20 protein-coding genes are annotated in these 26,827 nt (G+C 55.1%); 4 read left to right on the top strand and 16 right to left on the bottom strand.

Features of this window, described 5'->3' with window-relative positions; translation table 11 throughout:
• Positions 1-3 precede the first annotated feature (3 nt).
• The 4 genes from L1F30_RS01855 to L1F30_RS01840 are packed head-to-tail and all read right to left on the bottom strand — an operon-like array spanning position 4 to position 3,991.
• The gene (locus L1F30_RS01855; RefSeq protein ID WP_253358671.1) at positions 4-831 is read right to left on the bottom strand and encodes a carbohydrate ABC transporter permease; all 828 of its coding nucleotides are present in this window, start codon (positions 829-831) and stop codon (positions 4-6) included.
• A complete protein-coding gene (locus L1F30_RS01850; RefSeq protein ID WP_253358669.1) occupies positions 828-1,772 on the bottom strand; it encodes a carbohydrate ABC transporter permease in 945 nt (314 codons plus the stop codon). The genes L1F30_RS01855 and L1F30_RS01850 overlap by 4 nt, the downstream gene beginning before the upstream one ends.
• Positions 1,762-2,706, bottom strand: coding sequence for an ROK family protein (locus L1F30_RS01845; RefSeq protein ID WP_253358667.1), 945 nt, complete (start codon positions 2,704-2,706; stop codon positions 1,762-1,764). The genes L1F30_RS01850 and L1F30_RS01845 overlap by 11 nt, the downstream gene beginning before the upstream one ends.
• On the bottom strand, positions 2,696-3,991 hold the full coding sequence (locus L1F30_RS01840; protein WP_253358665.1) for a sugar ABC transporter substrate-binding protein: 1,296 nt from the start codon (positions 3,989-3,991) through the stop codon (positions 2,696-2,698). The genes L1F30_RS01845 and L1F30_RS01840 overlap by 11 nt, the downstream gene beginning before the upstream one ends.
• A gap of 148 nt (positions 3,992-4,139) precedes the next feature.
• Here L1F30_RS01840 and L1F30_RS01835 point away from each other — a divergent pair, with 148 nt between their 5' ends.
• Complete coding sequence (locus tag L1F30_RS01835; protein ID WP_253358663.1) at positions 4,140-4,874, top strand: GntR family transcriptional regulator; 735 nt, start codon at positions 4,140-4,142, stop codon at positions 4,872-4,874.
• Positions 4,871-5,593: an N-acetylmannosamine-6-phosphate 2-epimerase gene (locus L1F30_RS01830; protein ID WP_253358658.1), complete on the top strand. Its 723-nt coding sequence runs from the start codon at positions 4,871-4,873 to the stop codon at positions 5,591-5,593. Before L1F30_RS01835 ends, L1F30_RS01830 begins: the two co-directional genes overlap by 4 nt.
• A 63-nt stretch (positions 5,594-5,656) precedes the next feature.
• Here the strand turns inward: L1F30_RS01830 and L1F30_RS01825 are convergent, their stop codons facing one another.
• From L1F30_RS01825 to L1F30_RS01805, 5 genes are all read right to left on the bottom strand, one after another.
• Positions 5,657-7,210, bottom strand: a complete 1,554-nt coding sequence (locus tag L1F30_RS01825; protein WP_253358657.1) for a DUF3370 family protein — start codon at positions 7,208-7,210, stop codon at positions 5,657-5,659.
• A gap of 39 nt (positions 7,211-7,249) precedes the next feature.
• On the bottom strand, positions 7,250-8,140 hold the full coding sequence (locus L1F30_RS01820) for an aldose 1-epimerase family protein (protein WP_253358656.1): 891 nt from the start codon (positions 8,138-8,140) through the stop codon (positions 7,250-7,252).
• 110 nt (positions 8,141-8,250) lie between these two features.
• Positions 8,251-10,899 (bottom strand): TonB-dependent receptor, encoded by a 2,649-nt coding sequence (locus L1F30_RS01815; RefSeq protein WP_253358655.1) that lies wholly within the window; start codon positions 10,897-10,899, stop codon positions 8,251-8,253.
• 1,025 nt (positions 10,900-11,924) lie between these two features.
• Positions 11,925-13,382, bottom strand: coding sequence for an adenosine deaminase (locus L1F30_RS01810; RefSeq protein WP_253358654.1), 1,458 nt, complete (start codon positions 13,380-13,382; stop codon positions 11,925-11,927).
• 132 nt (positions 13,383-13,514) lie between these two features.
• Complete coding sequence (locus L1F30_RS01805) at positions 13,515-15,923, bottom strand: ExeM/NucH family extracellular endonuclease (protein ID WP_253358653.1); 2,409 nt, start codon at positions 15,921-15,923, stop codon at positions 13,515-13,517.
• 274 nt (positions 15,924-16,197) lie between these two features.
• Here L1F30_RS01805 and puuE point away from each other — a divergent pair, with 274 nt between their 5' ends.
• The gene (gene puuE / locus L1F30_RS01800; RefSeq protein WP_253358651.1) at positions 16,198-17,124 is read left to right on the top strand and encodes an allantoinase PuuE; all 927 of its coding nucleotides are present in this window, start codon (positions 16,198-16,200) and stop codon (positions 17,122-17,124) included.
• A 160-nt stretch (positions 17,125-17,284) separates the two neighbouring features.
• Positions 17,285-18,532, top strand: coding sequence for an ectonucleotide pyrophosphatase/phosphodiesterase (locus tag L1F30_RS01795; protein ID WP_253358649.1), 1,248 nt, complete (start codon positions 17,285-17,287; stop codon positions 18,530-18,532).
• 15 nt (positions 18,533-18,547) lie between these two features.
• Here L1F30_RS01795 and L1F30_RS01790 read toward each other — a convergent pair whose 3' ends face one another.
• The 7 genes from L1F30_RS01790 to xdhA are packed head-to-tail and all read right to left on the bottom strand — an operon-like array spanning position 18,548 to position 26,765.
• Positions 18,548-19,828: a urate hydroxylase PuuD gene (locus L1F30_RS01790; protein WP_253358647.1), complete on the bottom strand. Its 1,281-nt coding sequence runs from the start codon at positions 19,826-19,828 to the stop codon at positions 18,548-18,550.
• A gap of 10 nt (positions 19,829-19,838) precedes the next feature.
• Complete coding sequence (gene guaD / locus L1F30_RS01785) at positions 19,839-21,164, bottom strand: guanine deaminase (protein WP_253358645.1); 1,326 nt, start codon at positions 21,162-21,164, stop codon at positions 19,839-19,841.
• Between the two features lie 2 nt (positions 21,165-21,166).
• Positions 21,167-21,580: a hydroxyisourate hydrolase gene (uraH, locus tag L1F30_RS01780; protein WP_253358643.1), complete on the bottom strand. Its 414-nt coding sequence runs from the start codon at positions 21,578-21,580 to the stop codon at positions 21,167-21,169.
• Between the two features lie 19 nt (positions 21,581-21,599).
• The gene (gene uraD, locus L1F30_RS01775) at positions 21,600-22,103 is read right to left on the bottom strand and encodes a 2-oxo-4-hydroxy-4-carboxy-5-ureidoimidazoline decarboxylase (RefSeq protein WP_253358641.1); all 504 of its coding nucleotides are present in this window, start codon (positions 22,101-22,103) and stop codon (positions 21,600-21,602) included.
• Positions 22,090-22,959, bottom strand: coding sequence for a xanthine dehydrogenase accessory protein XdhC (gene xdhC / locus L1F30_RS01770; protein WP_253358638.1), 870 nt, complete (start codon positions 22,957-22,959; stop codon positions 22,090-22,092). The genes uraD and xdhC overlap by 14 nt, the downstream gene beginning before the upstream one ends.
• A complete protein-coding gene (gene xdhB, locus L1F30_RS01765; protein WP_253358636.1) occupies positions 22,952-25,354 on the bottom strand; it encodes a xanthine dehydrogenase molybdopterin binding subunit in 2,403 nt (800 codons plus the stop codon). The genes xdhC and xdhB overlap by 8 nt, the downstream gene beginning before the upstream one ends.
• Positions 25,347-26,765, bottom strand: a complete 1,419-nt coding sequence (xdhA, locus tag L1F30_RS01760; protein ID WP_253358634.1) for a xanthine dehydrogenase small subunit — start codon at positions 26,763-26,765, stop codon at positions 25,347-25,349. The genes xdhB and xdhA overlap by 8 nt, the downstream gene beginning before the upstream one ends.
• Between the last annotated feature and the right edge of the window lie 62 nt (positions 26,766-26,827).

Below are 26,827 nucleotides of genomic sequence, written 5' to 3'. Positions count from 1 at the left end.
ACCCTACCCCTTCACAGCGCCACGCATGGCGCCCTCAATGAAATATTTCTGGCTGAAAATAAACACAATTAAAATTGGCACTATGGAAAATATGGCTCCGGCTGCCACCAGCCGCCAATCCATAGAGAAAGTATTGGCCAGGCGATTCACGCCAAGCGGCAAGGTGTAATAGGAGGGGTCGTCAAGAATAATGAGCGGCCATAAAAAATCGCCCCACACGGCAATGAAACTAAACACCGCAAGGGTTGCCAGCGATGGTTTCACAAGCGGGATCAACACATGCCACCAAATTTGCAGGCGGTTCAGGCCTTCAAGCATGGCCGATTCTTCCAGCGCCCGGGGAATGCCCAAAAATGCCTGACGCATGAGAAACACCCCGAAGGCGGTACAGGCATGTGGCAGCACCAACCCCAAGTAGGAATTCTGCAAGCCAAGGCTGATGGCGATGTCGTACACGGGAATCATCAGTAACTGAAACGGAATCATCATCGAGCTTAGCAGCACGAGGAAAATAAGATTTTTGCCCCGGAAGTTCATGCGCGCCAATGGGTAGGCCGCAAGCGATGCAAACAGCAAATTAGCCCCTACCGACAGCAACGCCACCAGTGCGCTGTTTTTCAGGTACAGCATAAAGGGCTGGGTTTCGAGCACGCGCACAAAGTTATCGAGCGTGGGCGACTCCGGCAACAAGGCTGGTGGGTAGGCAAAAATATTTTCACTGCCCGATTTCAGCGCGGTAGACATTAACCACAAAAATGGCCCCATGGTGAGCACTGCAACACCTGCAAGCGCGAGGTACCTGCCCACTATGGCAAAGGCTGAATGTTTCATCGATCTTTTCTCAGTAAAAACAGGTTGATCATCGAGAGCACCAGGGTCAGCAAAAACAGCACCACGCCTGCGGCGGCTGCGTAGCCCATTTCGAACTCTTCAAACGCGCTTTGGTAAATGAAGTACACAAGGGTTTTGGTGGCATCCAGTGGCCCGCCCTGGGTCATGACGTACACTTCTTCAAATACTTTCATGGCCGCAATGGAAGACATTACCGCAACCACTGCAATAGAAGGCTTAAGTAGCGGGATCGTGATATGAATAGTTTGCTGCCACTTGGATACGCCCTCCACTTCGGCGGCCTCATACAAGTGGCGCGGGATAGATTGCAGGCCCGCCAGGTAAATCACCATGTAGTAACCCAGCCCCGTCCAGACTGTCACCGCCATTACAGAGAAAAGCGCGTTGGCAGGGTCTGTAAGGAAGGCCACGGGGTTGTCGGTTATACCTGTTGATAGCAGGAAATAATTTAATATCCCCTGTTCTTCATACACCCACTTCCAGATCAACCCCGTAACAACGAGCGATGTGATTACCGGCAAATAAAATATCGCGCGGAACATTTTGATGCCTGGCAGCGCGTTGTTCACAAGCATGGCTAGAAAAATGGGAGCAACCACAAGCACCGGCACCACAAACACCAAATACAGCAAGGTGTTTTTCAAGGAGTTCCAAAAGAAAGGATCTTCCAGCAGCATGGCGTAGTTATCGAGCCCCACAAAGTTAGACTCGGTAATCATGTTGTAATCTGTAAGGCTGGCCGCGATGGCGTGCAGCATGGGGTACAACACAAAAGCTCCGATAATTGCACACGCCGGCAATAAAAACGCGTAGGGAACCAGAGCGCGCACCAAGCCCGCCACCTGCACCCGGCGGCGAGGAGCCCGCCCTGATGCCGCCAATGCCGGGGCCAATGCTGATTGGTTGGATTTACTTAACATCGTGAGCATCCTTTTGCGGCGCGTTAAGGCGATCACGAATTAACGTGGCCGCACCCACCATGCCGGCATCGTTATTTAAAGTGGCAGCAACAACTGGCAAGGGCTGGCCGGCCTCGGCCAGCCGCGCTTCAAGTAAATGCCACCAAAGTGAGCGCGCCTCGGTGAGGCCGCCGCCCAAGACAATATGATCCGGATCCAAAGACCAGCCGATTTGCTGCAGTGCCATGGCCAGATAATCACAAAAAAGATTCAGCCCGCGTGCCGCCTGTGTATTGCCTGCCTGCACGGCATCAAGTACGGCGTGGCCATTGGCGAAAGTTTCACGCACATCGCCCACGGCCGATTCATTGGCCACCCGCGCAAGCCCCGTGCCAGACACCAGCGCCTCAAGGGTGAGCCACTGGCCGAAGTGCCAAGGGTTCGGCATGGGCATGCGCCCAAAGTGACCGGCCAGATGGCGTGCACCTGCAACAATTTGCCCGCGCTCGGCTAACGCGCCGCCAAGCCCGGTGCCGAGCGTGAGCATGACAACCCGCCCGGCGCAAAGCGCGGGGGCTGCGTGCAGCTCGCCCAGCAATGCGGCTTTTACATCGTTCTCCACTACCACCGGCACCTTGTAACGGGCAGCCAACAGGCCACCAAGGCGCGTGTTTCGCCAGCCGGGAATGGCCTCTGTGGCGTCTTCTATATCACCGGTTTTTGCGTTCACCACACCGGCCGTTGAAATGCCAATGCCGGCAAAATTTTTGTTTGCGAAGGGCTCGATAACGGCATCAATGGCCGCGGCCAAAGCCACCAGTAGCGCCTCGCGCCCACTGGTTGCGTTGCTTGGCCGTTGCACACTTTGCAACAGGGTTAAATTCGCATCGAACACGCCTGCGCGAATTTTTGTGCCGCCAATGTCGGCTGCAATAAACATGCGATCACTGGCCACTTATTGCCTCCAGTGCCGTTGTATCGGCTGGCCGCTTGGGCGCTAAAAATAGCGTCCAGGTACGCGCGGTATCGGCCAGTGCCTCGGCCACCGGGCGCTTGCCCACCATGGCCGACTGCAGGTTGTATACAAAACTGGTTTTGAGCTTGCTGTACTTTGGCAGCGGTGGCACTAACACCCCACCGGCCAACACTTGGCGGGCTGAAATCGCACGGGCCTGATCTACCAAACTTGGGTTTTCGGGCATAGCGAAGAATGGGTCGCTATAGCTTTCAACGGTAGAGGGCAGCAGTGGAATGCGGCGCGCCAAGGCCATTTGGTTCTCATGATTGGTAACAAAGCGCGCAAAGCGAAAGGCCGCCACCTTGTGCTTGGAAATTGCTGGCACAGCCACATTCATAACCGCCACATTGGCCAGGCTTTCCGGCGCCTTTAACTGCGGCGCTACGCCAACCTGTGCATACAGGCCCGGCGCGTTGGTTTTTATCGACTGCAAAAATTGCATGCCGGTGGTAATGAGGGCCACCTCGCCGGATTGAAACAGATCCACAGCCTTGTGGTGGCCTTCGGTAAGCACGTTTTTGGGGATTAACCCCTGCTGGTAGAGATCGCGATAGAACTGAAAAAACGCTTCACCGCGGGCATTGTTAAAGCCGACGGCTGCACCATTTTCAGACAACAAGGGCACGCCCATGGCCACCATATTTTCCAGCGGACGGCTGCCATCCATAGCCGGGAAATACGCATATTTACCTGTTTTTTCGCGCACTTTTTGCGAAACAGTCAAAAGCTCCGCAAAGCTCTCCGGCACGGATACATAGGCCTCATCCAACAGCGCACGGTTGTAGATGGTAATGGTGGTAGAAAGATACCAAGGCAACGCAAACGCCTGGCCCTGAAAGCGGTTAGCACGCCAGATATTCGGCAAATAAGCGGCCACTTCGGCCTGCGTTAAATACTGCTCGGGATCGGCCAAAGCGCCGAATTCAGCAAGTTTGGCGGCAAATTGGGGGTTTAAATTCACCACATCCGGCGCGGTACCGGCCGCCACAGAGGCCAGCATTTTCTTTTCCATTTCCTTCCAGGGCACATCAACCCATTTGACGGAAATTTCAGGATTTTCCTGCTCAAATTCACGAATTACGGCCTGCACATAGTCGTCGTGAAAGGGCGACAGCTGCATTGTCCAGAACTGAATCTGCACCTTATTGCCGGCAGCCTGCGCGAGGCCCGCCCAGCCGACCAAACACAGCACAACGCACCCTAAACCCAGGCGAAACTTCATGGCAACTCCCTCGAAAACGATGGTACGACTTTAACGAAGAAAATTTCCCAAATCAAACCATTTGGTATATTATTAGAAAAAATTCGGCCAGCTAAACCCACCAGCGAGGTTACTTTGGTCGTTTATTCCATACAGTAAGGGACTGCCAATGGCGATGACACGCAAGCAGCAGCGATTGCACCAACAACTTCTGGCGCTCATTGATGAGCTACCCCCCGGCGCACGCCTGCCGGGTGAGCGGGATTTGGCCGAGCTGACCCAGGTATCGCGCGACACTTTGCGGCGCGCGCTTAAGCACCTAGAGGAAATCGGCCGGATCGAAATTCGCCAAGGCGCAGGAATTTTCGTGCTGGCCAAACCCTTGGCCAACCAGCTAAAGCTGATGTCGTTCAGTGAAGAGATGCAACAACTGGGGCTTAAGCCCACTAACCAGCTGCTGTTTAACGAGGTCATTAAGGCAGACGTTAAAATCTCCAACAAGATGAACCTGGCCCCCGGCTCGGAATTGTTTTTGGTGCGCCGCCTGCGCCTGGCCGACGATTGCCCGGTTGCCATTGAGCGGGTTTACCTGCCCAAGGCCATTTTTCCCGAACTTGAAATTCAGCAGCTGCGCACAGGCTCGCTGTATGAAATTTTGTATCGCCAGTACGACATAGTGGTAGATCAAGCGAAACAACAAATCAGCGCCACCGTTGTAAACGAAGAAGAAGCCGAGCTGCTGCAAATACCCACCTTTAGCCCTGCCCTGCTCGCCGAGCGTACCGTGTACGATGAACAGGGCCGGATCATTGAGCTTGCGAAAAGTTTGTACCGCGCTGATCGCTACCGCTTTAACGTTTTGGTACAACGCAACGGCACACGCCTTGCCACGGTATACGAATGATGTCTGACGCAAACACTACCACTCTAGAAGCGCTGGATGCGCGCATGACAACCGGTTTGATTGTTTCTTGCCAGCCAGTTGATAACGGCCCAATGGATCACGACGATATAGTGGTACGCTTTGCACAAGCGGCGCTCGATGGCGGTGCAGATGGCCTGCGCATTGAAGGCGCCCAGCGCCTTGCAAAAGTACGCGCGGCACTGCCCGATGCATTTATCATCGGCATCGTTAAACGCGATCTTGATGATTCACCCGTGCGCATTACGCCGCTGAATGAAGATGTTATTGCACTGGCCAACGCCGGTGCAGACGTCATTGCAGTAGACGCCACCCAACGCGCGCGCCCGGAGCCGGTTGAAGAGTTAATTCAGCTGATTCGCAGCGCTGGAAAAATCGCCATGGCAGATTGCAGCACCTTGGCAGATGCAGAACTCGCCAGCAACGCCGGTGCCGACATTGTGGGCACCACGCTTTCGGGCTATACCGGCGGCCCCATTCCCGATGAGCCAGACTTCTCTTTATTGCAGGCAATGGCCGAGCGCTTTCCAAGGGTTATGGCTGAAGGCCGCTTTAACTCACCGGTTACCTGTGCCAAAGCGCGCAAACTTGGCGCATGGGCTGTTACAGTAGGCACAGCGATAACGCGCACGGAAGTTGTCACACAATGGTTTGCCGATGCCGCGAAACGTGGCAAGGCAGGGCTGGAAGTTACCGCCTAGCACCCAAACTTTAAAGTAAAAGAAAAGCCCGGCATCGCCGGGCTTTTTCAATTCTGAAGCAGGTTAATTTACTTCCAATATCAACTGCTGATTGGTAGTGATTAATCCCGGCACATACAAATCCAGCGTAATGCTACGCGAGCCCTGGGCCGGCACAGAATAGCTATTTAAAAACTGGGCAGGATTTTGTGGCGTCACGTAGATATTTTTTAAGCTGCCGTTGAGCTTGGCAGGGCTGTTCCAGGTAAACGATGGCCCGCTGCCGGTAAGGTTGGAGGCAAAGCTGAAGGACACAGTGCGCGCAAAAGACTGGGTGTTTTTCACATGCAAAGTTACCTGGTAGCGATGACCGTAGTTGCCGTGGGTGCGATCAGAGGAGTCACCCAAATGCATTACCGCACCGGATGTCTGATCTTGCAGGTAAGTATAAATCTTATTGGTTGTATTGAAATTGAACCCAATATGCCCCTGCCCCACAGGCAAATCAATTACCTGAACGGCTTGTACGCCCGAGCCTTGATACACACCTGCTTCACGGCCAAATTTATCTACGTCTGGCTGAGCGATGAATCCGGGCGCCGGATTGCTTTGCGACAGGTTTACTGCATCGTTCGCGCTGCCGTTACTGGTAGCTACCGTATACAGGTAGACACCTTTACTTGCACAAATTTCGTAGCGGCCATCAATCATGCTGGAAAGCGGGATTTTCACCAACTCTTTTGCTGTTGAAGGGGCAATGCTGGTATTGAACGTGGTACGTGGCGTGTTGAACAGGAAGTCATACACAACCTGATAGTTCAAGCCGCCGCCGGCACCTACAAGCGGCTTCTCGCTGTTGTTGTACATAGAGCCCCGGCCGGTGATGGTTACACTGGTGCCATTGGGGTTGGAAGCCAGTAGGTGCACATATTTGGTGGAGCCTGATTTATTAATGTGAAACAGGTACACATCAAAGCAACCAGACAGCGGGTAGGCACTGCCGCCCCGCAGGGCGTCTACGCGGCCACTCTGCATTAACCAGCCGTCGCCCTCAACGGTTTCCGGATTGTTACTCTTCCAGATTTTGCGTGTATCAATTTCTATGGCGAGTGGCTCTAGCAGTGTCGGGTCAACAATGTCGCCATTGAGCGCACCGGTTTGCCAGTCGCTCGCGCTGGTGCAGGGGGCATCGCTCACAATCACCGTGCGACGGGTATTCTCCCATGCAACATGGGCGCCCGTTGCCTGTGCAATAAATGCCACAGGCACCATAGTGCGATTGTAAGGTGTGGCAATAAACGGCGCTGCAGATAACGTCACCGTGCTGCCGTTAACCTTGGCAGTGGTACTGCCTATCCATAATTCGATAACAGTGCCATTACGCGTACCTGTCACCTTTTGTGCAGCGCCGTCCCATTGCAGCGCAATACCCATGGCTGTGAACAAGCCATTTACTTCCACAAAGGTGGTGCCTTCCACAATCAGTGGCGGCACATCAAACGACAAACTGCTGCAATTGTAATTCACATACACCGGGGTTTGATTGGCAAGAATGGCGTCTGCATCGCGCGTGGTTGGATCAGCCAACGCCAGCATATGGCAGGCCATGAGGCCGATTATCAGAAATATTTTCTTCATTTTTTGCTCCGTTATTATTGTTGCTGTGGTTAGTGTGTACTAGTGATCTTTTACTGAAATGGCATAACCCAAGTGGTAATCAGACTGGGGGGCCAAGGCGATAAAGCCCGGCTTTTTTGTAATATCGAGCGGGGCATCCGGCCCGTCATCGGTGGTTAGCCATGGCTCAATGCATACGTAAGGCGCGCCGGGCTTTGCCCACACACCCAAGTGGGGCGCACCACCTGTGTCAAATTCAAGCTGGCGATCATCACCCACCCAAAGCCACAAGCGCTGTGAATTAATGTTGCGAAAAATAAGTGCATCTTCTGCAAATGTCGCCGGTGTAATGGGCAACCTGCGGCCAACAAATGGCGAGGGCTCAGCCTGCCCCAAAAGGCTATTTCGAATACGAAAGCAACGCGGCAGCTCTTCTTTTTCAAACTCGAGCGCCACCGGCCAATGCGAATCTGCCCATTCCGGCAGGGCAAAAGCAGGGTGCGACCCCAAGGAAAAGTACATATCCCCAAGGCCGGTGTTTACCACCCGGTAATCCACCGCCAACTTGCTACCCTGCAAGCTAAAGCTGACATCCAAGCAAAAGGGAAAGGGGTAACCGCTACGCGTGGCCGGGCTGTCTTCCAAGCGCAAGGTCACACATTCAGGTGTAAGGATTTGCACCTTAAAACAGGCGCTGCTGGCAAAACCGTGAATGGGCATAGGGTAAAATCTACCCTCATACTCAAAACCCTGTTCACGCAGCCGCCCAACAACGGGGAACAACACAGGTGCCTGGCCACGCCAAATCGAAGCATCACCCTGCCATAGCAATTGCCGGCCAGTAGACTTGCAAATCAGGCTGGCAAGCTCTGCCCCCCGGCAATTGACAGTCACCGACAGCGCATCATTTTCCAGATAAATCCGGCTGGCATTTACATCACTTGCATGCATAAAATTCGGCCCAAAAAAATGCCGGAGAAGATCGAAACTCTACGAGCGCCAATCCTTCCGGCAGGAGGGAATAAAAAAGGAGGCACGCATCGCGGCCTCCAAGGGGACATTTAGTCTAACTGGTAAGTAATACCCAATACGAAGCGAGTGTCGTTTTCGTAGAGTGAAGCCAACTGCGCTTTCTCAATGTGGTATTGACGAATCTTCTCACCGGTAAGGTTTACACCTTCAAAGTTGAGTGTGATTTCATCGTTAAACGCATAGGTTGCTGAGAAATCGAACTGACCGTACTCATCTGTCCAGTATTCGTTACCGTAGAAATGTACGTTGTCCAGGTACTCTGAACGGTAGCTGTACGACAGGCGCGCACTGAACACGTCGTTTTCATAAAACGGCGAGATATTGAACATGTGCTTGGAGTTACCCATCACCACGCCAGAGCCCGGCTTGTTCAGCGGATCGCGATCTTCATCACTGTCGGCATCGGTATAGGTGTAGTTGGTTACCACACCAAAGTCGCCGAACATTTGCTGATAGCTCAGTTCCAGGCCATGCACTTTAGCACCGGCACCGTTTTCCAACTGGGTGAACACGACATCAATGTCTTGATCAGTTTGTGGATCATAACGCTGCTCGGTGGTTTGCACCGCGGTCAGGTTATTGCTGATATCTTTGAAGAAGTAAGTTGCAGCAACATAAGAGCCTTCTGCAAAGTACCACTCGTAAGCCAGGTCGAACTGGTTGGCCAAGGTTGGGTCCAGCTCGGGGTTACCACGGGTACCGGCACCTGTCAGCGTTGAGTAGCTTTCCTGATAGGCGATGTCGTTAAACGTTTGACGGGCCATGGTTTTGCTGGCCGAGAAACGTACACGTGTGTCGTCATTCAGGTTGTAGCTCAGGTTCAGGTTTGGCAATACGTTCACGTAGTCGTGATCGATTGAATCCCACTGCAGGTTGTAGTTGGCATCGGCATTACCCAAGGTTACATCGTAACCACCTACCAGCTGGCCGGCTACGAATACATCATCGCCATTCTGCCAGGTGTAGCCGCTGGAAGTGAGGTTGGTTTGCACAACGCGCACACCCACATCACCGGAAATCTGTGAGCTCACATCAAACTCAGCCATAGCATAGGCGGCGGTGATGTCTTCTTTGATTTCCCAGGTTTGCGCCAACACCGGCACGCGAGCGCCCGTAAAAGGAGCAACCGGATCATAACGACGGTAGGCTTCACCCAGGTCAAACAAAGGGTAGCCATCTACGCTATCGCCACCGGCCAAGCCGCCCAAAGTTGTTTGATCACCGTTCCACTCAGTGAACCAGCGCGCTTCGCCATCTTTGATGCTGCCATCCGGGTTGCGCTGATCATCACGCCACCAATGGAAAGAAGTCAGGAACTGCTCTTGGCCCTTGGTGCGATCGCGCACCAGCAAACCGGCTTTTACGCTGGTAAATACATCACCTTCCAAAAGCAGCTCGAAATCCAGGCCGCCGTAGGTTTCGGTGTCGTCGTATTCGGTGCCGATTTCATTGAACCAAGCAAGGCTGCGCTGATTGCGCTCTGCTACAGATTCCTGGCGATCGCCATCAATGTACAGACCAAGGTTCAGGTCTTTATCGAAGGTTACGCGATCCATGAAGTTGCGCATCAACATGTAACGCTGACGTGGCGTACCACCGTCCGATTCGCTATGACCTACGCGGCCACTCAAGGCGTAGCCATCTTCATTCAGGCTAAAGCTCAAATCGTAGGAATTGGTTTCCATTGAAGAATCACGCCCAAACCACTGGGTGTGCGCTTCGGGGCCCGCACCACCTGCTGTGGGCAGCGTTTGGCCGGCAACTACACCGCCGCCTTCAACTACGGCGCTGTCTGCATCAAACATGCGGTTGCCGCCATCATTGAAGGTGGCCAGGTAAGAGTAGTTCTGGTTGTTGGCATCAAGCGAGGTGTTCAACACGTTCAGTGTGGTTTCAAAAGTTTCGGTTGGACGCCACTGAACAGAGGCCAAGGCCGTTTCACGCTTTCGGTCTTGAGTGAAGATCGCGTGGTTTACGGTTTTTGGAAACCATACTTTACCGTCTTCGGCATCGCCGGCTACGCCAGGCACTTCAACACGGTCGTAGCCCAGGGTTTCGCGGCCAACACGGGTTACGGTGCGCTCTTGGCTGGTTAAGCTCAACAAGGCGCCAAAGGTTTCATCATCGTTTTTCCAGGAGTACAGGCCGCTCAACAGGGGATCTGTTTCACCGGAAATATCCGAGTACTGGCCTTCGGCTTTCAATGAAAGGGTGTTTGCTTTCAGATCCAGCGGGCGACGGGTTTTCAGGTAAACAGTACCGCCAAGGGAGCCTTCTTGAATGTCTGCTTTGGGGGATTTGTACACCTCAAGCGAAGATACAACGTTCGAAGGCAGGATGGAGTAGTTAAATGCACGCGTGGATCGGTACAGCGTAAACCAGTCAACCGAAGTTACTGACGCACCGTTAAGCAACACACGGTTCTGGCTTGGGTCGGTACCGCGCACTGCAATTTTTTCACCCTCACCGAAATCGCGGGTTACCGATACGCCGGTTATACGCGAGAGTGATTCGGCTACGTTTTTATCGGGGAACTTGCTGATGTCTTCGGCGCTGATGGCATCCACAATCGCGCTGTTATCACGCTTGGCATCCACGCTTGACTGCAAGCTGCCACGGATACCCGTGACCGTAATTTCTTCTACCAGTAAAGCATCGTCTTGCGCTTGCTGTGCCATTGCAGCTGGAACACCAGCAACAGCCATCGCAATACAAAGTGAAAGCACCGAGGGCTTTGCATTTATCGTCACGGCATTGTCTCCATCTTGAGCAGTTGGTTATTCAGTTATTGTTGTTCGCCCTACGCCGGCGAACTTATTTGCACCGCTGGTATCTTAAAACCAAATAAAAATACCAATTGGTATGAATGCAGAGATTGCCATAACTGGCGAGAATTTCAACCGATTTCTCGCAATCCTGCCACAGAGGGGCAGATTTTACATGAATCCTGCACTAGGCTGACTGGATTAAATGTTTGATTTTATTGAACAATATGAAACTTGAGCGTTTTCTAGACAGGTGCAATGAAAATCCAAATCTTTGATCAAACCCGGCAATGAGCCAACAATCGGGAGATATTAAAGAGGGTAAAAATCGACCTTGTGGTCAGATAAAGCACAGTACAATTACCTAAAACCGCCTCACCCGGTTGGAATTTGGCGCTAAAGGCGCGGCCTTAATGCAAGATAAACCCTTGATTTGTATCAATAAAAACATGAAACAAGACCAGTTTTTAGCGATTGCAGGCCATTACCTGGGCAGATATATAAGCCCCCAGAAACAGGAGACTGAAGGGGCAAGTAATTCGCACTGAGCACAACGTCTGGCTGCTTGGGGCTAAGCCCACTTGAACGCAGAAGCCCAGAGTTAGCGCGACTCTTTTATTCACCCCCCCCTCATAAGCAATGCTTGATTGCCCGTGTTTCAGGCCTTAAAACTCGGCCCTGCTGCGCCTGCGCCAACACATTCTGTATCTTCTTTAAGAGGAATTTGAATTGCTGTCACCAAATCAACGACTGCGCAACCAAACACCCAAATACACAAACGCTGCCAAATGCACCGCTGAAATTACCGCAAGATCAAAGCTACTCAATGAACACAGCACCCACTCAGAGCGAAACCCCGCTTACACAAATTCACGCAAACCGGAACTTCGGCCAAAAAAATGGCCACACAAGGTGGCCATCTGCTTACACATCCGCTTTCACAAACACAATTTGAACTGCCGACAGGTAAACCCATAGCTTTTTGCTTTGCCTGCACGCTCAAAATCCGCGAAGCTCTGGCGCGCGGCGCGCTTTTCGAACTTGGCGATTCGCTTGTCGAAGTCGGCCAAGAGTTTCCGTTTGATGTCGTCTTCCACAAAACCGTAGGCGATGGAGTTGCGGCTAAGCAGTTTCACCTCTTCCCACGATAGGTTGTAGGATTTCACCGCCGCAAAGAACTCATCGGTGTAATTTGAATCCCACATGCCGCGATCGTCTGTAGACAGCGCCACCGGAATGCCTAGGCGCAAGTACTCGGGAAAGGGGTGTTCATCAAAATTCTGATAGTAATCAAGCAGCAGGTTTGAAATCAGATTGATTTCCACCAGGTAGGGGCCGTGACGCATTTGGCGCAACAGGTCGCGATCGGTGATGAGGTTGAGGCCATGGCCGATGCGATCAGCGCCGAGTGCCAAGGTGTCGCGCACATGGGTATTGGGTTCATCCACTTCGCCGGCGTGAATGGCGAGGCGCACATTGGGGTATCGCTTGCGCGCTTCGCGGAAGGCGTTGTTAAAACGCAGCGGGTGACCGAAGGCGTTGTCTTCACGGCCCACCATATTCACCCCCACCATGATGTCGCGGTTGCGATACACCAAGCCGTGCGAGTCGATAACTTGCTGTTCGGCATTGGATAAAAAGCGCAGCACAAAATCGTGCAGGCGCACGGTTACGCCGGTGGCGCGGGCGTCTTTTTGTTGCAGGCGCTGGCGGTATACCTCTACCACTTCATCGGGCGTGAGCGGTGTGCCGTCGGCCCGGGTAAAGCCGCGGGTTTCTACCATGGTTTCAAGATACGTAAGGCCTTCGTCGCGGTAGGCCTGCATGTTACGCACCAACAGCTCCGATAATAGGTAGGGGTTGGCGAGCAAAGCACCCAAACGCGACCAGTGGGTTTGAAAAAATTCATCGCGCCCTTCGTGCGGCTTATCTAGCCGAATGCTGTCTAACCACGCGGCTTTTTCCTCGGCGTTTAACTCTTCCAGGCGCTTGTATTCCGCTTTTTCACATTCCGCCAGGCCATCGAATTGTGCGCTGGAGATATTTTGAAACAGCAAATGGTAGGGCTGAAAACTGTAGGCGTTTTCGCCGTAAGCACGGCAGTTGTTGATGCGCACTTTGGTGTAGTAGCGGTAGCCGCGCTCTGCTTCAGCAAGCGCCAGGGAGTACCACCAATCAGAAAACGCGGAGCCGCTTAAGTGATGGTGCAAGTCGCCGCCCTTTGGCATGGCGTAGAGCATTTCATAAAGGGCTTTATCGTTGCCGCTGGCTTTCAGTTTTTCAAACCAGGCTTCAGCGCTGGCCTCTGTGGCCACCATGCAAACCAAGCCCAGTGTCGCCCATTGCAGCCAGCGCTTATAGGTGCCGGCTGTTTGCTCTAGCAAGCTATTGACCATGATTTCTACACCTCTTGGTGCCGCGCAAAACTGCAGCACTTAACAATTAACTGAAATTTTAAGTTATAAATAAAAACTCCCAGCGCGTGCCGGGAGTTTTAGTGTACCACTGTTTAGCAAACAAGCACGGCGCTAGGGGCGCGCTTGCTTGCCGCTGCGCGGATCGTGGCCATTTGGAACGCGACCAGGTGGGAAGCGACCAGGGAAATACAGCTCAACCATGATCGGGTCGTGATCAGAGGCGCGGTAAGGCGTTGGCTGATAAAGATTTTCAAAGTAGTTTTCCGGTTTGTATTCGCCGTTGTAATCAAACAGGGCCAGCTCATCGGCATTGATGTGCCAGTGGTGCAGTTTGCGCACAAATGGCTGCAGCGAACGGCTCGCCAACGCGTGATCGAGATAACCCAGCTGGCCGTCGTAGCTGTAACTATACGCACCCTGGCCATTGCGACGCCCAAGATCGGTAATGCCCGCGCGGGCGAAGGCGATGATCGGATCTTCATTGCGATAGGCGTTTAGATCTCCCATCACCAGCAGGTGTGGCGATACGCTGCCCGTGGGGCGGGTCTTAAGCCATTCAACCGCCACTTTTACAGCGGCTGTGCGGGTACCGTTGCAGTTGCCCTGGCCGGTTGTGGTGTCGTCGTCACCTTCACCACATGAAGAGCTTTTGGCCTTTAGGTGCGCCATGGCCAAGGTGAAGGATTTGCCGCTGTGCAGGTCGCGAAAGCTTTGTGCAAGCATTGGCCTATGTTTGCCACGCCCGGTGTTCATTGGGTCTACATACTCGGGCGAATCCAGCACGGCCGGCGCACCTTCAAGCAGGGCACGCGCGGGCTTGTACATAATGCCCACGGTTGCGGCATCGGTACCTAAAGTGCCGGTATGCACAGCAGCATACCCACCACAACGCGCGTTCACTGCCGCCACCAAGGTATCGAGCGGGGTGGGGCCTGTGTGGCCGAGATTGGGGTTTTCCAGCTCGATTAGGCCCAGTATGTCGGCATCCATCTCGCACAACGCCGCCACCAGTTTGGCTTGCTGGCGCTCAAGCTCGGCGGCGTTATCGGCGCCGCGGCACCCCATGTTGGCATCGGGCCCGCACACATCGGGGCCGAGGTCTAGGCTGGTGAAGTAGTTCAGCAAGTTGACGCTTGCCACCGTCAGGGAATCAGCCCAGGTAGCCGGCGCTTGGGGCCGCGGATTGCGCGCGAGATGGGTATAGTTAAATTGCTCGGGCACAGGTTGCAGCGTCCAGTTATTAAAGCTGTAGTGCAAGGCGCCGGTTACATTGGCCAACTGATCGCCCGCGCGCAAATAGTTGTTGGCAGTAAGCGCCGGGAAGGGGTGTGGCGCAAGCGCGGGATTTTGTGCACTGCTGCCATCATCGAGTATCAGCGTGCGCGCTGCGGTGTGAATTTGGTGGGCAATAAACCCTGCCTCGCTCGGTGCCTGCAAGTGGGTAAATTGATACAGCCGGTCATCGGCCAATTGCACACTGCCATAGCGGCCCAAATTGTAATGCGCCACTACGGTGAGCGGTGCAGGCCATTGCACCAGCATGCCCTCGCGGGCTTCGTAGTAGGCATCAATTTCACTCATGGCTTGGGCTAGGTCGCCGCTGGTAACCGGCACGGGCAAGCTAAGGGTTGCCGGTGTGGGTAGTGGTTGCGAGGTAGAGACTAGTTCCACATCGTCGCTGCGGGCAATATTGAGCTGGCTCATGCCAAAATATTCTTTGGGCGTGCCGCTTACCCGCACCAGGTCACCTACGGCCACATCCACATCACACTTATTCCCGCAGTAAACGTAAATACCTTCGGAGGTGGCCGGGTTGTTATCGGCATCGGCATCTTCTTCCTGCACGAAGAAGGCCCGCAATTGGGAATCTTGCTGATAGTCGGCAATCACCACGCCCTCAATTTGCACCGGTGTTTCAATGGCAATGCGATCGCCAGCACCTTGCACCTCATGAATTTTTACCCGTGGTGCTGGCTCGTTAGGCACGGGGTTCGCACAGCGCCCGAAGTGACTTTCCGCCGGGCCGTTCCAGCTGTTGCCGGTGCGGCTTAAGGAAAAGCCTGCCGGTGTTGCGCTGGTTTCGGCCACGCCTATATCAACACTTGGCACCCCGTCGGCAACCCCGGTTACACCCACAAAGCTGCCCTCATAGCTGATGAAGGAAACCAGCAGCCCGTCTGCATCCACCAGCGCAACACCATCGGGCGCACCGTTTTGAATACCCGCAATTTCCGCTACCTGAAACCCCTGGCCATCGCAATCGCCACTGCTTTGCAAGGTGCCGGCAAAGGTGTGGGTTTTATAGGGCTTGCCTGAGCTTGATGAGCCGTTGTAGAGCACCAGGCTCCAGCCGGTAACATCCATACCCAAAGGGCCGGAAATTTCAATGGCCTCGCCGGTATCGGCGCCTGCGTTGTCGTAATGGATTTCGCTAATGGCTACTTCTGCGGCGAGCGGCGTACTGGCACAGGCCAAAAGCACGGCCACACTCAGGCCTGAAAAATTAAACGGGATCTTCATGATAATTCTGCGCTCCTGCATTATTGTTTTGATGGGGCATGGCACCGCATATGCGTGCTTAGGCAAGCTAGCCCAAGCGGGATTCGGCGCCAAGCATTTTCTGCCCAATCAGTTAAGATTTGAATGTAATAGTTACGAGGAATGTGATTAGATTCCAATTATGTCCCGGCATTTACAACTTAAGTTTGAGATAAAAAGTTGTTTCACTGCCCAACAATTCAGCACACTAGCGCCAGAATGTGACAACACTGTGGCGCGCGGCCAAGAGGCATTTATGACAACCCCCTACCCCCGCGACTTAATCGGCTATGGCGCCAAACCACCCCATGCAAACTGGCCCAAGGGCGCACGCATTGCGGTGCAGTTTGTTATCAACTATGAAGAGGGCGCAGAAAACTCCGTGCTGCACGGCGATGCCCACTCCGAGACTTTTTTAAGTGAAATTATCGGCGCCAAGGCCTACCCGGCACGCCACATGAGTATGGAGTCGCTCTACGAATACGGTAGCCGTGCGGGCTTCTGGCGGCTGCACCGGCTATTTGAAGCGCGCAACCTGCCGGTAACGGTGTTCGGCGTGGCCATGGCACTTGCGCGCAACCCCGAAGCAGTGGCTGCCATGCAGGCCGCGCAATGGGAAATTGCAAGCCACGCCTACCGCTGGATAGATCACCAGTTTATGCCGCCCGAAGAAGAGCGCCGCCACATTCAAGCCGCCATAGATATTCACACAGAGGTTACCGGCAGTGCGCCACTCGGCTGGTATACCGGGCGCGATAGCCCCAACACCCGCGCACTCATTCGCGAGCAAGGCGGTTTTGTTTACGATGCCGACTCCTACGCAGACGACCTGCCCTATTGGCTGCCCCCCACAGACACACAGGCCGCACACCTGGTTGTGCCCTACACCCTCGATTGCAACGACATGCGCTTTGCCAGCGCCCAGGGTTTTAACGCGGGTGATCAGTTTTTCAATTATCTGAAAGATACCTTCGATACGCTTTATGCCGAAGGCGAGCAGGCACCGAAAATGATGAGCGTGGGCCTGCATTGCCGCATTGTGGGTCGCCCCGGGCGCACCCTGGCGCTGGCGCGCTTTTTGGACTACCTGGAAAGTTTTGGTGATGTATGGGTATGCCGCAGGCTAGACATTGCCCGCCACTGGCAACAACATCACCCCTATCAAACCCCACAGGCGAATTAGATCGCGCCTTGCTGAAAAGGCAAATAAGGAATGTACAAACATGAAAGGCCTAGGCAAACCGGATGCTCGCAGTAAATTACACACTCCCACACCGGGTGGCCAAAGGCGGGCGCGGCTATTTAAAACCTTAGTATTTAAAACCTTAGTATTTACATGCCTGGTGTTTGCGGCCGCTGCACCCACAAGCCTGACTGCCACATCCACAGAAGGCCATAAGCCCAGGCTTTTGCTGGTGTCCATTGATGGCTACCGGCACGACTACACCCGCCTGCACAAGCCGCCGTTTCTAAGCCGCTTTAAAGAAGACGGCGCCTCACTGAACTCGCTGCGCCCGGTGTTCCCGTCAAAAACCTTTCCCAATCACCTCACACTGGTTACCGGTGTGGTACCTGCGCGCCACGGCATTGTGTACAACCACTTTTACGCGCCGGATTTAAACGCAGAATACAGCCTTGGCGATAGCGCCGCAGTAACTAACCCTGATTTCTATTTAGCCAAGCCTTTGTGGGTATTGGCACAGGCACAAGGCTTGAAAACCGCCACTTACTTCTGGCCAGGTTCAGAGGCCCCCATTCACGGGCTAAAGCCCTCCATTGTAAAATCCTATAACAAAAACACACCCATTGAGGCTCGCATAGACGAGGTATTGCGCTGGGTAGCTATGCAAGGGCCGGACGCGCCGCAATTTATGAGTTTGTACTTTTCTCACGTGGATGACGCAGGCCACCACTACGGGCCGCACCACAGGCAAACACGCAACGCCGTTCACACATTGGATGCCGCACTCAGCGCCCTGTGGCAGGGCATTCAGGCAAGCGACAGCCGGGTAAATTTGGTGATAGTGTCAGACCACGGCATGTACCCGCGGCAAAAAGCGCAAACAACACCGCTGTTTAACGAGGCCACTCATGCCTTGAGCAAACAGTTCCGCACGGTAGGCAGCGGCCCAAGCGTGCAATTTTACCGCACTGTAGCTGCACAAAACGCAGCCACCGCTCAACTAGAAGCCGAGCGCGCAGTGCTACAGATTAACGCTCACGCAAAACATTTTCGCTGCATGACACCTAATCAGGCACCGAAGCATTACCGGCTGCAGGGCACTGAACGCATGGGTGATTTTATTTGTGTGGCCAACGCGCACTGGAATATTCGGGTAACACCGGATCACAAATTTCCGGCGGGCAATCACGGCTGGCCCGCCTTCGAACAAGATGACCCTGCCGCAATAGATATGCACGGTATCTTCTATGCCCGGGGCCCGGCTTTTGGCGAGGGCCGAAAGCTCCCCACCCAAGACAATGTGCATGTGATGCCGCTATTGGCGCACATACTGGGCATAAAACTGCCGGAGCCTGCAGCACTGGACGGCAAGCTGGAGGCACTGGCCCCGCTACTTAAAAGCGACTAACCAGAAGCCCACGCATTATTGTTGCGAAAGCCAATGGATCAACACGCTGCGGTCTGCGCCGCTAAGCTCTGTGAAATTACCCAGCGGCATGTAATTGGATTCAATAGCGGGTAAGGCGCGCGCCTTTAAAGCCTGCAATTGTTCCGGCGTTTCAATAATTATTCCACCCGGTGCCACGGCAAAGCCTGCCTGGGTTGGCTGCCTGGCGTGGCAATTGGCGCAGTGGGTTGCCACCAATTGCGCAAGCGTTTGATAATCACCGGCCACGTTTTTACTGGCATCGACTACTTCATGTTGGCCAGAACTCGCGGCTTCACCCGCACTTGAAGCGGGCTCTTTACTTGCCATAGTGGCAGGCATTGCAGCCACTGGCGCGACCGTGCGGGCAATGGCCGTGGCATGGGCCATGTAAATGGCCAGCAGCACTACACCTGCGGCGCTGGTCACCAGTATCCACGGGCGCACGATGCCCTGGTGCTTCAGGTTAAAAAAGTGCCTGCCCCATGCCACCAGTGCCGCTAAAACTGCAACACATAACCACGCCTGATCGTGGCCGTACAAAAACGGCGAGTGATTGCCAATCATGCACAACAACACCGGCAGCGTGAGGTAATTGTTGTGGGTAGAACGCAGCTTGGCCATGGCCATGGCCGCCTCGGGCAGTGGCGTGCCCGCATCTACTGCGGCCAGAAATTTGCGCTGGGCAGGCATGATGCCGAGCAGCACATTGCCCACCATCACGCTTCCCATAAATGCACCCAGGTGCACTAAGGCGGCGCGCGCGGCAAAAAGTGCGAACGCCAGATAACTGGCAGCAGTAAATAAAACCACTAAGGTGCAGGCAAACAATGCAGGGCGTTTAACCAAGGGGCCGCGCACCAATAATTCATACAACAAAACGCCCGCGCCAATAAATAGCACACTTGCCACAATAGACTGGCTGCCCGAAAGCGGGCCGCCCATTTTTGCCAGCATGATATCGGCCTGGGCGTAGTAGAAGAGCACCATCAACGCCGTGCCGCTAATCCAGGTGCTGTAGGCCTCCCACTTGAACCAGTGCAAGGTTGTGGGCATCTGTTCGGGGCGCGTGTGATATTTGCTTACCTCATAAATGCCGCCGCCGTGAATTGCCCACACATCGCCTTTAATACCCCGGGCCGCCTTTTCCGCGGGCGGGGTGCGCAAACTTAAATCGAGCCAAATAAAATAAAACGAGGCGCCTATCCATGCGATACCTGCCACCAGGTGAAACCAACGCACCGCCAAATTTAACCACTCCAACACCAGCGCTTCCATGAGAACTCCGTTAATTATTATTTTGATACACGCAGCTGCCGGCCGCGTAGGTGCGCGCAATGTTGCGCTCGTCACCTAAAATCATCAGCGCAAACAGCGCCTCTTCAAGTGAGGCAACCTGGCTTTGGCGGCGCGCTTGCAGGGCATCGGGTGCGAGGTTAATCACAACAAAATCTGCGTCTTTCCCGGCACTGAAATTGCCCAGGCAGTGATCTAGGTGCAGGCTTTGTGCATTGCCGAGAGTCAGTTGGTAAAACGCGGTTAGCGCGTCCAGCGACTGGCCTTGCAGCTGCAGTACCCGGTAGGCATCGGCCAGGGTGCGTAGCTGGCTGAAACTTGTGCCGGCGCCCACGTCGGTGGCGATGTTTACGGCAACACCCGCCGCCTGCAGGCGCGCGAGATCTAACAGGCCACTGCCCAAAAACAAATTGGAACTTGGGCAAAATGCCACGCTTGAACCTGTGGCTGCGAGCCTTGCCAGCTCATCGTCACTTAGGTGAATACCGTGGCCAAATACGCTACGCGGGCCCAGCAAGCCTGCCTGATCGTACACGTCCAGGTAGTGTTTGGCCTTGGGGTAAAGTGATTTGATCCAATCGAGTTCGGCCAGATTTTCAGACAAATGGGTTTGCATGTACAAACCGCTGTACTCGACATACAAGCGCCCGGCCGCCAGTAATTGTTCGGGGCTACTGGTAGGCGCAAAACGCGGGGTAAGCGCATAGTGCAAGCGCCCCTGGCCATGCCACTGCTCAATGAGCCTGCGGTCGTCGCGCTCGCCACTGGCGGCGGTATCTGTAAGGTTTTCTGGCGCATTGCGATCCATCATCACGCGCCCTGCCACCAGCCGCAGGTTGCGCTTTTGTGCCGCGTGAAACAACGCATCGGCGGCGTGGGCGTGCACTGTGGCATAGGCAAGTGCCGTTGTGGTACCGGCGGCAAGCAGCCTGTCTAAAAACAATTCAGACATTAACGCTGCGTATTGCGGATCTGAAAATTTAAGCTCGGCGGGAAAGGTGTAGCGGTTTAGCCAATCTAATAATTGCTCGCCGTAAGAGGCCATCACATCCAGTTGCGGGCAGTGAATATGGCTATCAATAAAGCCTGGCATTACCAGATGATCGGGCAGGTGTTCGCAACGGCTGAGGTCAAAACCCTGCTGCGCCATGGCCTCGGCCGGTGCCACGGCCGTTACCTGGCCCTTCTCTACCAACAGCACGCCGTCGTCAAAATATTGCACGGCGTTTTGTTCACCCTTACCCGTGGGCTTGGCAGTGAAGTGTAGAATGCGCGCGCGCAGTGCAACACTGCCGGGCGGGTTTGCTGGTGCACTCACGCTTAGCTGCCTCGGTAGGTGGAATAGCCGTGCGCATTTAACAGCAACGGCACATGGTAATGCTGATTGAGCGAGGCCACAGTAAAGCTGATGCTGACCTCAGGGTAAAAGCTGGTGCGGCTCTGGCGCTCAAACCAATGGGCCACATCGAACACCAGGCAGTAGTCACCCGCAGTTAAGGTAATCTCTGCAGGCCAGTGAATCACCCGGCCATCGGCATCGGTGGTGGCACTGGCCAGTAGCGCGTCGCCCGCCCACAGGCTGACGGCCAGCCCCTCGGCAGGGCGACCGGCGTCTAGATCCAGCACGTGGGTGGTGATAGGTGCCTTTGGGGTATTTTGCACTTCTGCTTTCTCCGTTATGTTCTCTGCTGTGTGCTCTGTTGCATTTTCAGTTGCGTTCTCAGGTGCATTCATGGGTGGCATCCAGCCACTGCTATAAAAACAGCTGCGTTAAGCGCAACCGGGTAATGGCCGCCTGCTCGGCTGCGGCATTAATTATTTCCTGGCTGCGCGAATTTGTTAGCCGCGATTTCAAAAGCGCAAGCAGTGTGTCTGGCGAGCGGCCCGAAGCGCACACCAAATAAATAAAGCCAAACTTTTTTTGGTATTCGCCATTGAGCGCTGCCAACTCCGCCAATAGCTGATCACTGGCACTGGCCACCTGGCCCTGCTCCCGTGCACTGTGCCCGCCTTTGGCGATGGCGCGGGTGTCGCCAATTTTAGCGTGCCCGCTACAGGCTTCTAACAACTGTGCCTCATCACCACGCCAATGGGTGCGTGCAGCGTGTAAGATCTGGTGCACATCGCCGTAGGGCCGGCCGGCCACCATGGCATCGGCCCAATCGCCACAGCGGCACACGTTTAACATAACGGCGCGCGCGCTATCCTCTGCACTTTCGTTGAATTGGGCGAGCGACAAAGGGCTAGGGTGCGTCATGGCTTTGCGCCTCGGTATCTGTGTTTGCGCGCAGCATTTTTTTAATGGTTTGCCAACTTTCGGTCGGCGCCTTGTGGCGCCTTGTGCCCTGGTAGTAAAGCGATTGCAGCTGGGCGGCAATAGATACCGCCACCTCCATGGGGCGCTTGCCCTGCACTTGTGCCAAACCCACCGGGCACACCAGCTGCTCGAGCAGGTCATCGCTAATGCCGTCGTGCTTGAGCCGCTGCTGAAACCGCCGCGCTTTGGTTTGTGAACCTATTAAACCCAAAAACCGCCAGCGGGGCGCGCGCAACAAGGCCAGGCACAACTGGTAATCCAACTGGTGATCATGAGTGAGCACTAACACCCAGCCATTGGCGGGCAGATTGGCCACCTCGGCCACCGGCTGGGCGGAGAGATCAAACCGGCAATTGGCAGGCAGCGCCTCGGGCAACATGCCGGTGCGCGAGTCAATAAACCGCACCTGCATGGGCAGCTCGCCCACAATGGCCAGCAGCGCTTTTGCCACATGGCCGCCACCGAAAATAGTCAGCTGCCAATCACAGGCGGGAAAGCATTCAAGCAACACAGTAACGGCACCGCCACAACATTGGTTGGTTTGGGCGGCCAAATGAAACGGCTGCAATTGCTGGGCGGGTGTATTTTTTTGCAGCAGCTCGCGGGCGGCCTGGCACACCATAAACTCCAGCTGGCCGCCGCCTAGGGTGTCGTAGGTGTGCTGATTGTCGATAACCATTTTGCTGCCGCCATCGCGGGGCGTTGAACCCTGGGCATGCACGATGGTGGCAATCACATAACCGCGCCCTGCTTGCTGGCAATGGTTAATGGCCTGAGCCCATTTAAGGTTATTCATGCACACCCCCACGGGCATTAAACGCGCGCGCCTGTTCAACGGCCCAGTACACCTGCTCCGGCGTGGCGGGTGCATTGAGTGTTGGGCTAAAACGGTAATTGGCCACAGAGGCGCAGGCATCGCGCAGCGCGGCCCACACAGAGATGGCCAACATCAGCGGTGGCTCGCCTACAGCCTTGGAGCGATGCACTGTAGGCTCTGCGTTGGCCTGATCAAATAGCTGCACGTTAAATTCTGTGGGCACATCGTGGGCGGTGGGAATTTTATAATTGGCAGGGCTATTGGAAATCACCCGGCCTTTGTCATCCCACAGCAGCTCTTCGCTGGTGAGCCAACCCATACCCTGAATAAAGCCGCCTTCAATTTGCCCCACGTCAATGGCCGGATTCAGTGAGGCGCCCACATCGTGCAAGATGTCTACGCGGGTGACGCGGTACTCGCCGGTTTCGGTATCAATAATCACCTCGCTTACCGCTGCGCCATTGGCAAAATACAGAAACGGCCGGCCCTTGGCGGTGGCGCGGTCGTAATGAATTTTTGGCGTGCGGTAAAACCCCGCAGCCGACAGCGGCACGCGGTTTAGGTAGGCCAGCTGGATAAATTCCGTAAAGCCCATGCGCGCAGCCCCCAGCCTTACCTGACCCTCGGCGAAGGCCACATCCGCTGGCTGCACATTAAAATGCGCACACGCAAAGCTGCACAAATCCGCTTTGATTTTTTCACAGGCGTTGAGTGCTGCCATGCCGTTTAAATCGGTGCCCGATGAGGCCGCCGTGGGCGAGGTGTTGGGTACTTTGTCGGTACGGGTAGACACCACGGCCACCTGCGCCAAGGGTTGCCCAAAGGCATTGGCCACAATTTGTTGAATTTTGGTGTACAGGCCCTGGCCCATTTCTGTGCCGCCGTGGCTGATTTGCATGCTGCCATCTGTGTAGATGTGCAAGAGTGCACCGGCCTGGTTCAAATGCTTGGCAGTAAAAGAAATGCCAAATTTCACGGGCGTAAGCGCCAGCCCCTTTTTGGTTACCGAGTGGCGCGCATTGTATTGGCCGATGGCATGCCTGCGCGCGCGGTAATCTGAGGATTGCTCAAGGGCCGCCACAATATCGGGCAGCTGGTGCTGTGAAATTTTTTGGCCGTAGGGCGTTTCGTCGCGCCCGGGCTGATACAAATTTTCTTTGCGTACATCAAGCGGATCTAACTGCAGGTGGCGGGCGATGTCGTCAATCATGCACTCGGCCGCCAACACACCCTTGGGGCCACCAAAACCGCGAAACGCAGTGTTGGAAACTGTGTGCGTTTTGCAGCGTAAACCCAGGATGCTGGCCGCGCCCAGGTAGTAGGCGTTATCTGCATGAAACATGGCGCGATCCACAATACCGTCGGATAAATCCGCCGAGTAACCGCACTTGCCCGCCAGAATCATATCTACACCCAGCAAGCGCCCGCGGCTATCAAAGCCTGCGCGGTAGCGGTTGTAAAAATCGTGACGTTTACCGGTTTGCACCATGTCGTCGTGGCGCGGCATCCGGTAGCGCACCGGGCGGCCGGTGCGCTGGGCAAACAATGCCGCCAAGCAGGCAAGCGGTGCGGCCTGGGTTTCTTTGCCACCAAAACCGCCGCCCATGCGGCGCACTTCGGCCACCACCTTGTGAAAAGGTAAATCCAATACCTCGGCCACAAGCTTTTGCACTTCGGTGGGGTGTTGCGATGAGCTGAGTATGTGAATGGCGCCATCTTCCAATGGCGTGGCCTGGCTGATTTGGCCCTCAAGATAAAAGTGCTCCTGGCCACGCACATAGATTTCGCCGGCAAGCGTGTGGGGCGCATTGGCAATGGCGGCATCCGGGTCGCCCATGAGCAGCCGGTGCTGGGGCAGCACAAAACTTTCCTGGGCGAGGGCGTCTTTTATTTCAAGCACGGCAGGCTTCGTGGCGTAACTTACCTGCGCGCGTTGCACCGCCCGCTGGGCGGCGGCAAAACTTGTGGCTGCCACGGCAAAGATCGGCTGGCCCACATACTGCACACTGTCGCCGGCCAGCAGCGGGTCACCGGAATACACCGGCGCCACATCAATTTTGCCAGGAATATCGCCCTGCACCACCACATCCACCACACCCGGCGCGCGCTTCACTTCGGTTAGATCCAACGCGGTAATGTCTGCATGGGCGTGCACAGACTGGCCCGTGGCCACGTACAACAGGCCCTCGGGCACAGGCGCGTCGTCTACATATTGTGCGCGCCCGGTAACATGTAGATGCGCCGATTCATGGGGCGTTTGGCAGCCCAGTGGTTGCGTGCCTGCTGGCTGCAAACGTTCAGGTGTGGCCACACGCGCTGTGGGGGTCGCGTCTGGTTTGCCTTTATGGGCGTGGCCTTCGGTGAGTTTACGCATAGACACCCGCCTCGGCATCCGCGCCCAGCGCCCAGGCCCTGCAGGCTTTGCGCAGTAAGTTGTGGGCGAGCTGCAAGCGGTAATCTTTTGAGGCGCGCACATCGGTTAGCGGTGTGAAATCTTGCGCTAAATACTCGCCCGCCTGCGCGACAACTGCCTCCCAATTTTCTGCCGTTTGCCAAGGCTGTTTATTAATAAAAGCCTCGGTAAGCCGTGCCCGCTTGGGCGTGGCGGCCATGCCGCCAAAGGCGATGCGCAATTGATTGTTGGGGTTTATTAAAAAGGCGCCGCACACGGCGGATATATCGTCTTCATAGCGTTTACTCACCTTGTAGAGTTTGGCCGCGCAGGCCAAGCGCGCACGGCTCAAGCGCACATCGGCCAGGTATTCACCGGCGCGCAAGGTGGTTTTTTTGTAATCCAGATAAAAATCTTCCAGCCGCTCGTAACGAAAGCCGCCTTCTGGTTTGCCAATAATCAATTCGGCCTCCTGCACCAGCAGCCAGGGCGGGGTATCGGCAATGGGCGATGCATTGCATATATTGCCGCCCAGGGTTGCGCGATTGCGAATCTGGCGCGAGCCAAGGCGTGCCAGAAACGCCACATACTCAGGCGCTATGTCTGCCAGTGCCTGCTCTTGGGCGCTGTAGGTTGAGCCCGCGCCAATACACAGGGTGTCGCCGGCGCTGTCTATGCGGGTGAGGCTTGGGATCCGGCTCACGTCTATCAGCGGTGCGAGGGATTGATAGGCCTGGGTGGCCTCCAGCATTAAATCGGTACCGCCGGCAATAATGCGCGCCTCCGGGTGCGCCGCTAGCAGTTCGCGCAATTCGGTTTCGGTTTCTGGCTGAAAAAAGCCCCTCAAGGGCTCGGCTGCGGGCTTGGCTGCGGCTGCCACATAGGGCAATTCAGCACCGGCCCCGCAGGCCGCTATGCCGGCCTCCACAATGGGCTTGTAGCCCGTGCACCTGCACAAATTGCCTGAAATGGCATCCAACACCTGGGCACGCCGGGCCTCGGTATCTTCGGGGCTGGCTGCCTGTGCGGCAGCGGCCAGCGACATCGCAAAACCCGGCGTACAAAAGCCACATTGAGAGCCGTGATAATCGATCAACGCCTGCTGCGCCGGGTGTAACTGTGCGCCGCAGGAAAGACCTTCAACGGTGAGTAACTGCCGCTCTTGCACACTCCCCAAGGGCAGCAGGCAGCTGTTCACCGCCTGGTAGCGCGCGCCACCTGGGCCCTCGCCTTGGGAACCAGACACCAGCACCGTACAGGCACCGCAATCACCCGAGGCGCAGCCCTCTTTGGTACCCAAGCTTGTGCGGCTGGCACGCAGATACTGCAGCACTGTGGTGTCTGCTGAGGCATCGTCTACTGTGGTTTGATGACCATTTAACCAAAAGCGCACCGGCTATCCTCCGTGCCTGGGTTCTTGTTATCGCGCCATTTAAACAAAAACCTGTCTAAATA

Origin of the sequence: Simiduia sp. 21SJ11W-1, assembly GCF_024138675.1 — a bacterium.
Taxonomy (GTDB): Bacteria; Pseudomonadota; Gammaproteobacteria; order Pseudomonadales; family Cellvibrionaceae; genus Simiduia.
The sequence above is the reverse complement of the archived record's forward strand: the minus strand, read 5'-3'. Positions and strand labels throughout refer to the sequence as shown.

Bases quoted from the DNA above. Each gene is read 5' to 3' on its own strand.
- L1F30_RS01855 (WP_253358671.1), bottom strand. From the start codon at position 831: ATGAAACATTCAGCCTTTGCCATAGTGGGCAGGTACCTCGCGCTTGCA.
- L1F30_RS01850 (WP_253358669.1), bottom strand. From the start codon at position 1,772: ATGTTAAGTAAATCCAACCAATCAGCATTGGCCCCGGCATTGGCGGCA.
- L1F30_RS01840 (WP_253358665.1), bottom strand. From the start codon at position 3,991: ATGAAGTTTCGCCTGGGTTTAGGGTGCGTTGTGCTGTGTTTGGTCGGC.
- L1F30_RS01835 (WP_253358663.1), top strand. From the start codon at position 4,140: ATGGCGATGACACGCAAGCAGCAGCGATTGCACCAACAACTTCTGGCG.
- L1F30_RS01830 (WP_253358658.1), top strand. From the start codon at position 4,871: ATGATGTCTGACGCAAACACTACCACTCTAGAAGCGCTGGATGCGCGC.
- L1F30_RS01825 (WP_253358657.1), bottom strand. From the start codon at position 7,210: ATGAAGAAAATATTTCTGATAATCGGCCTCATGGCCTGCCATATGCTG.
- L1F30_RS01820 (WP_253358656.1), bottom strand. From the start codon at position 8,140: ATGCATGCAAGTGATGTAAATGCCAGCCGGATTTATCTGGAAAATGAT.
- L1F30_RS01815 (WP_253358655.1), bottom strand. From the start codon at position 10,899: ATGGCACAGCAAGCGCAAGACGATGCTTTACTGGTAGAAGAAATTACG.
- L1F30_RS01810 (WP_253358654.1), bottom strand. From the start codon at position 13,382: ATGGTCAATAGCTTGCTAGAGCAAACAGCCGGCACCTATAAGCGCTGG.
- L1F30_RS01805 (WP_253358653.1), bottom strand. From the start codon at position 15,923: ATGAAGATCCCGTTTAATTTTTCAGGCCTGAGTGTGGCCGTGCTTTTG.
- puuE (WP_253358651.1), top strand. From the start codon at position 16,198: ATGACAACCCCCTACCCCCGCGACTTAATCGGCTATGGCGCCAAACCA.
- L1F30_RS01790 (WP_253358647.1), bottom strand. From the start codon at position 19,828: ATGGAAGCGCTGGTGTTGGAGTGGTTAAATTTGGCGGTGCGTTGGTTT.
- uraH (WP_253358643.1), bottom strand. From the start codon at position 21,580: ATGAATGCACCTGAGAACGCAACTGAAAATGCAACAGAGCACACAGCA.
- uraD (WP_253358641.1), bottom strand. From the start codon at position 22,103: ATGACGCACCCTAGCCCTTTGTCGCTCGCCCAATTCAACGAAAGTGCA.
- xdhC (WP_253358638.1), bottom strand. From the start codon at position 22,959: ATGAATAACCTTAAATGGGCTCAGGCCATTAACCATTGCCAGCAAGCA.
- xdhB (WP_253358636.1), bottom strand. From the start codon at position 25,354: ATGCGTAAACTCACCGAAGGCCACGCCCATAAAGGCAAACCAGACGCG.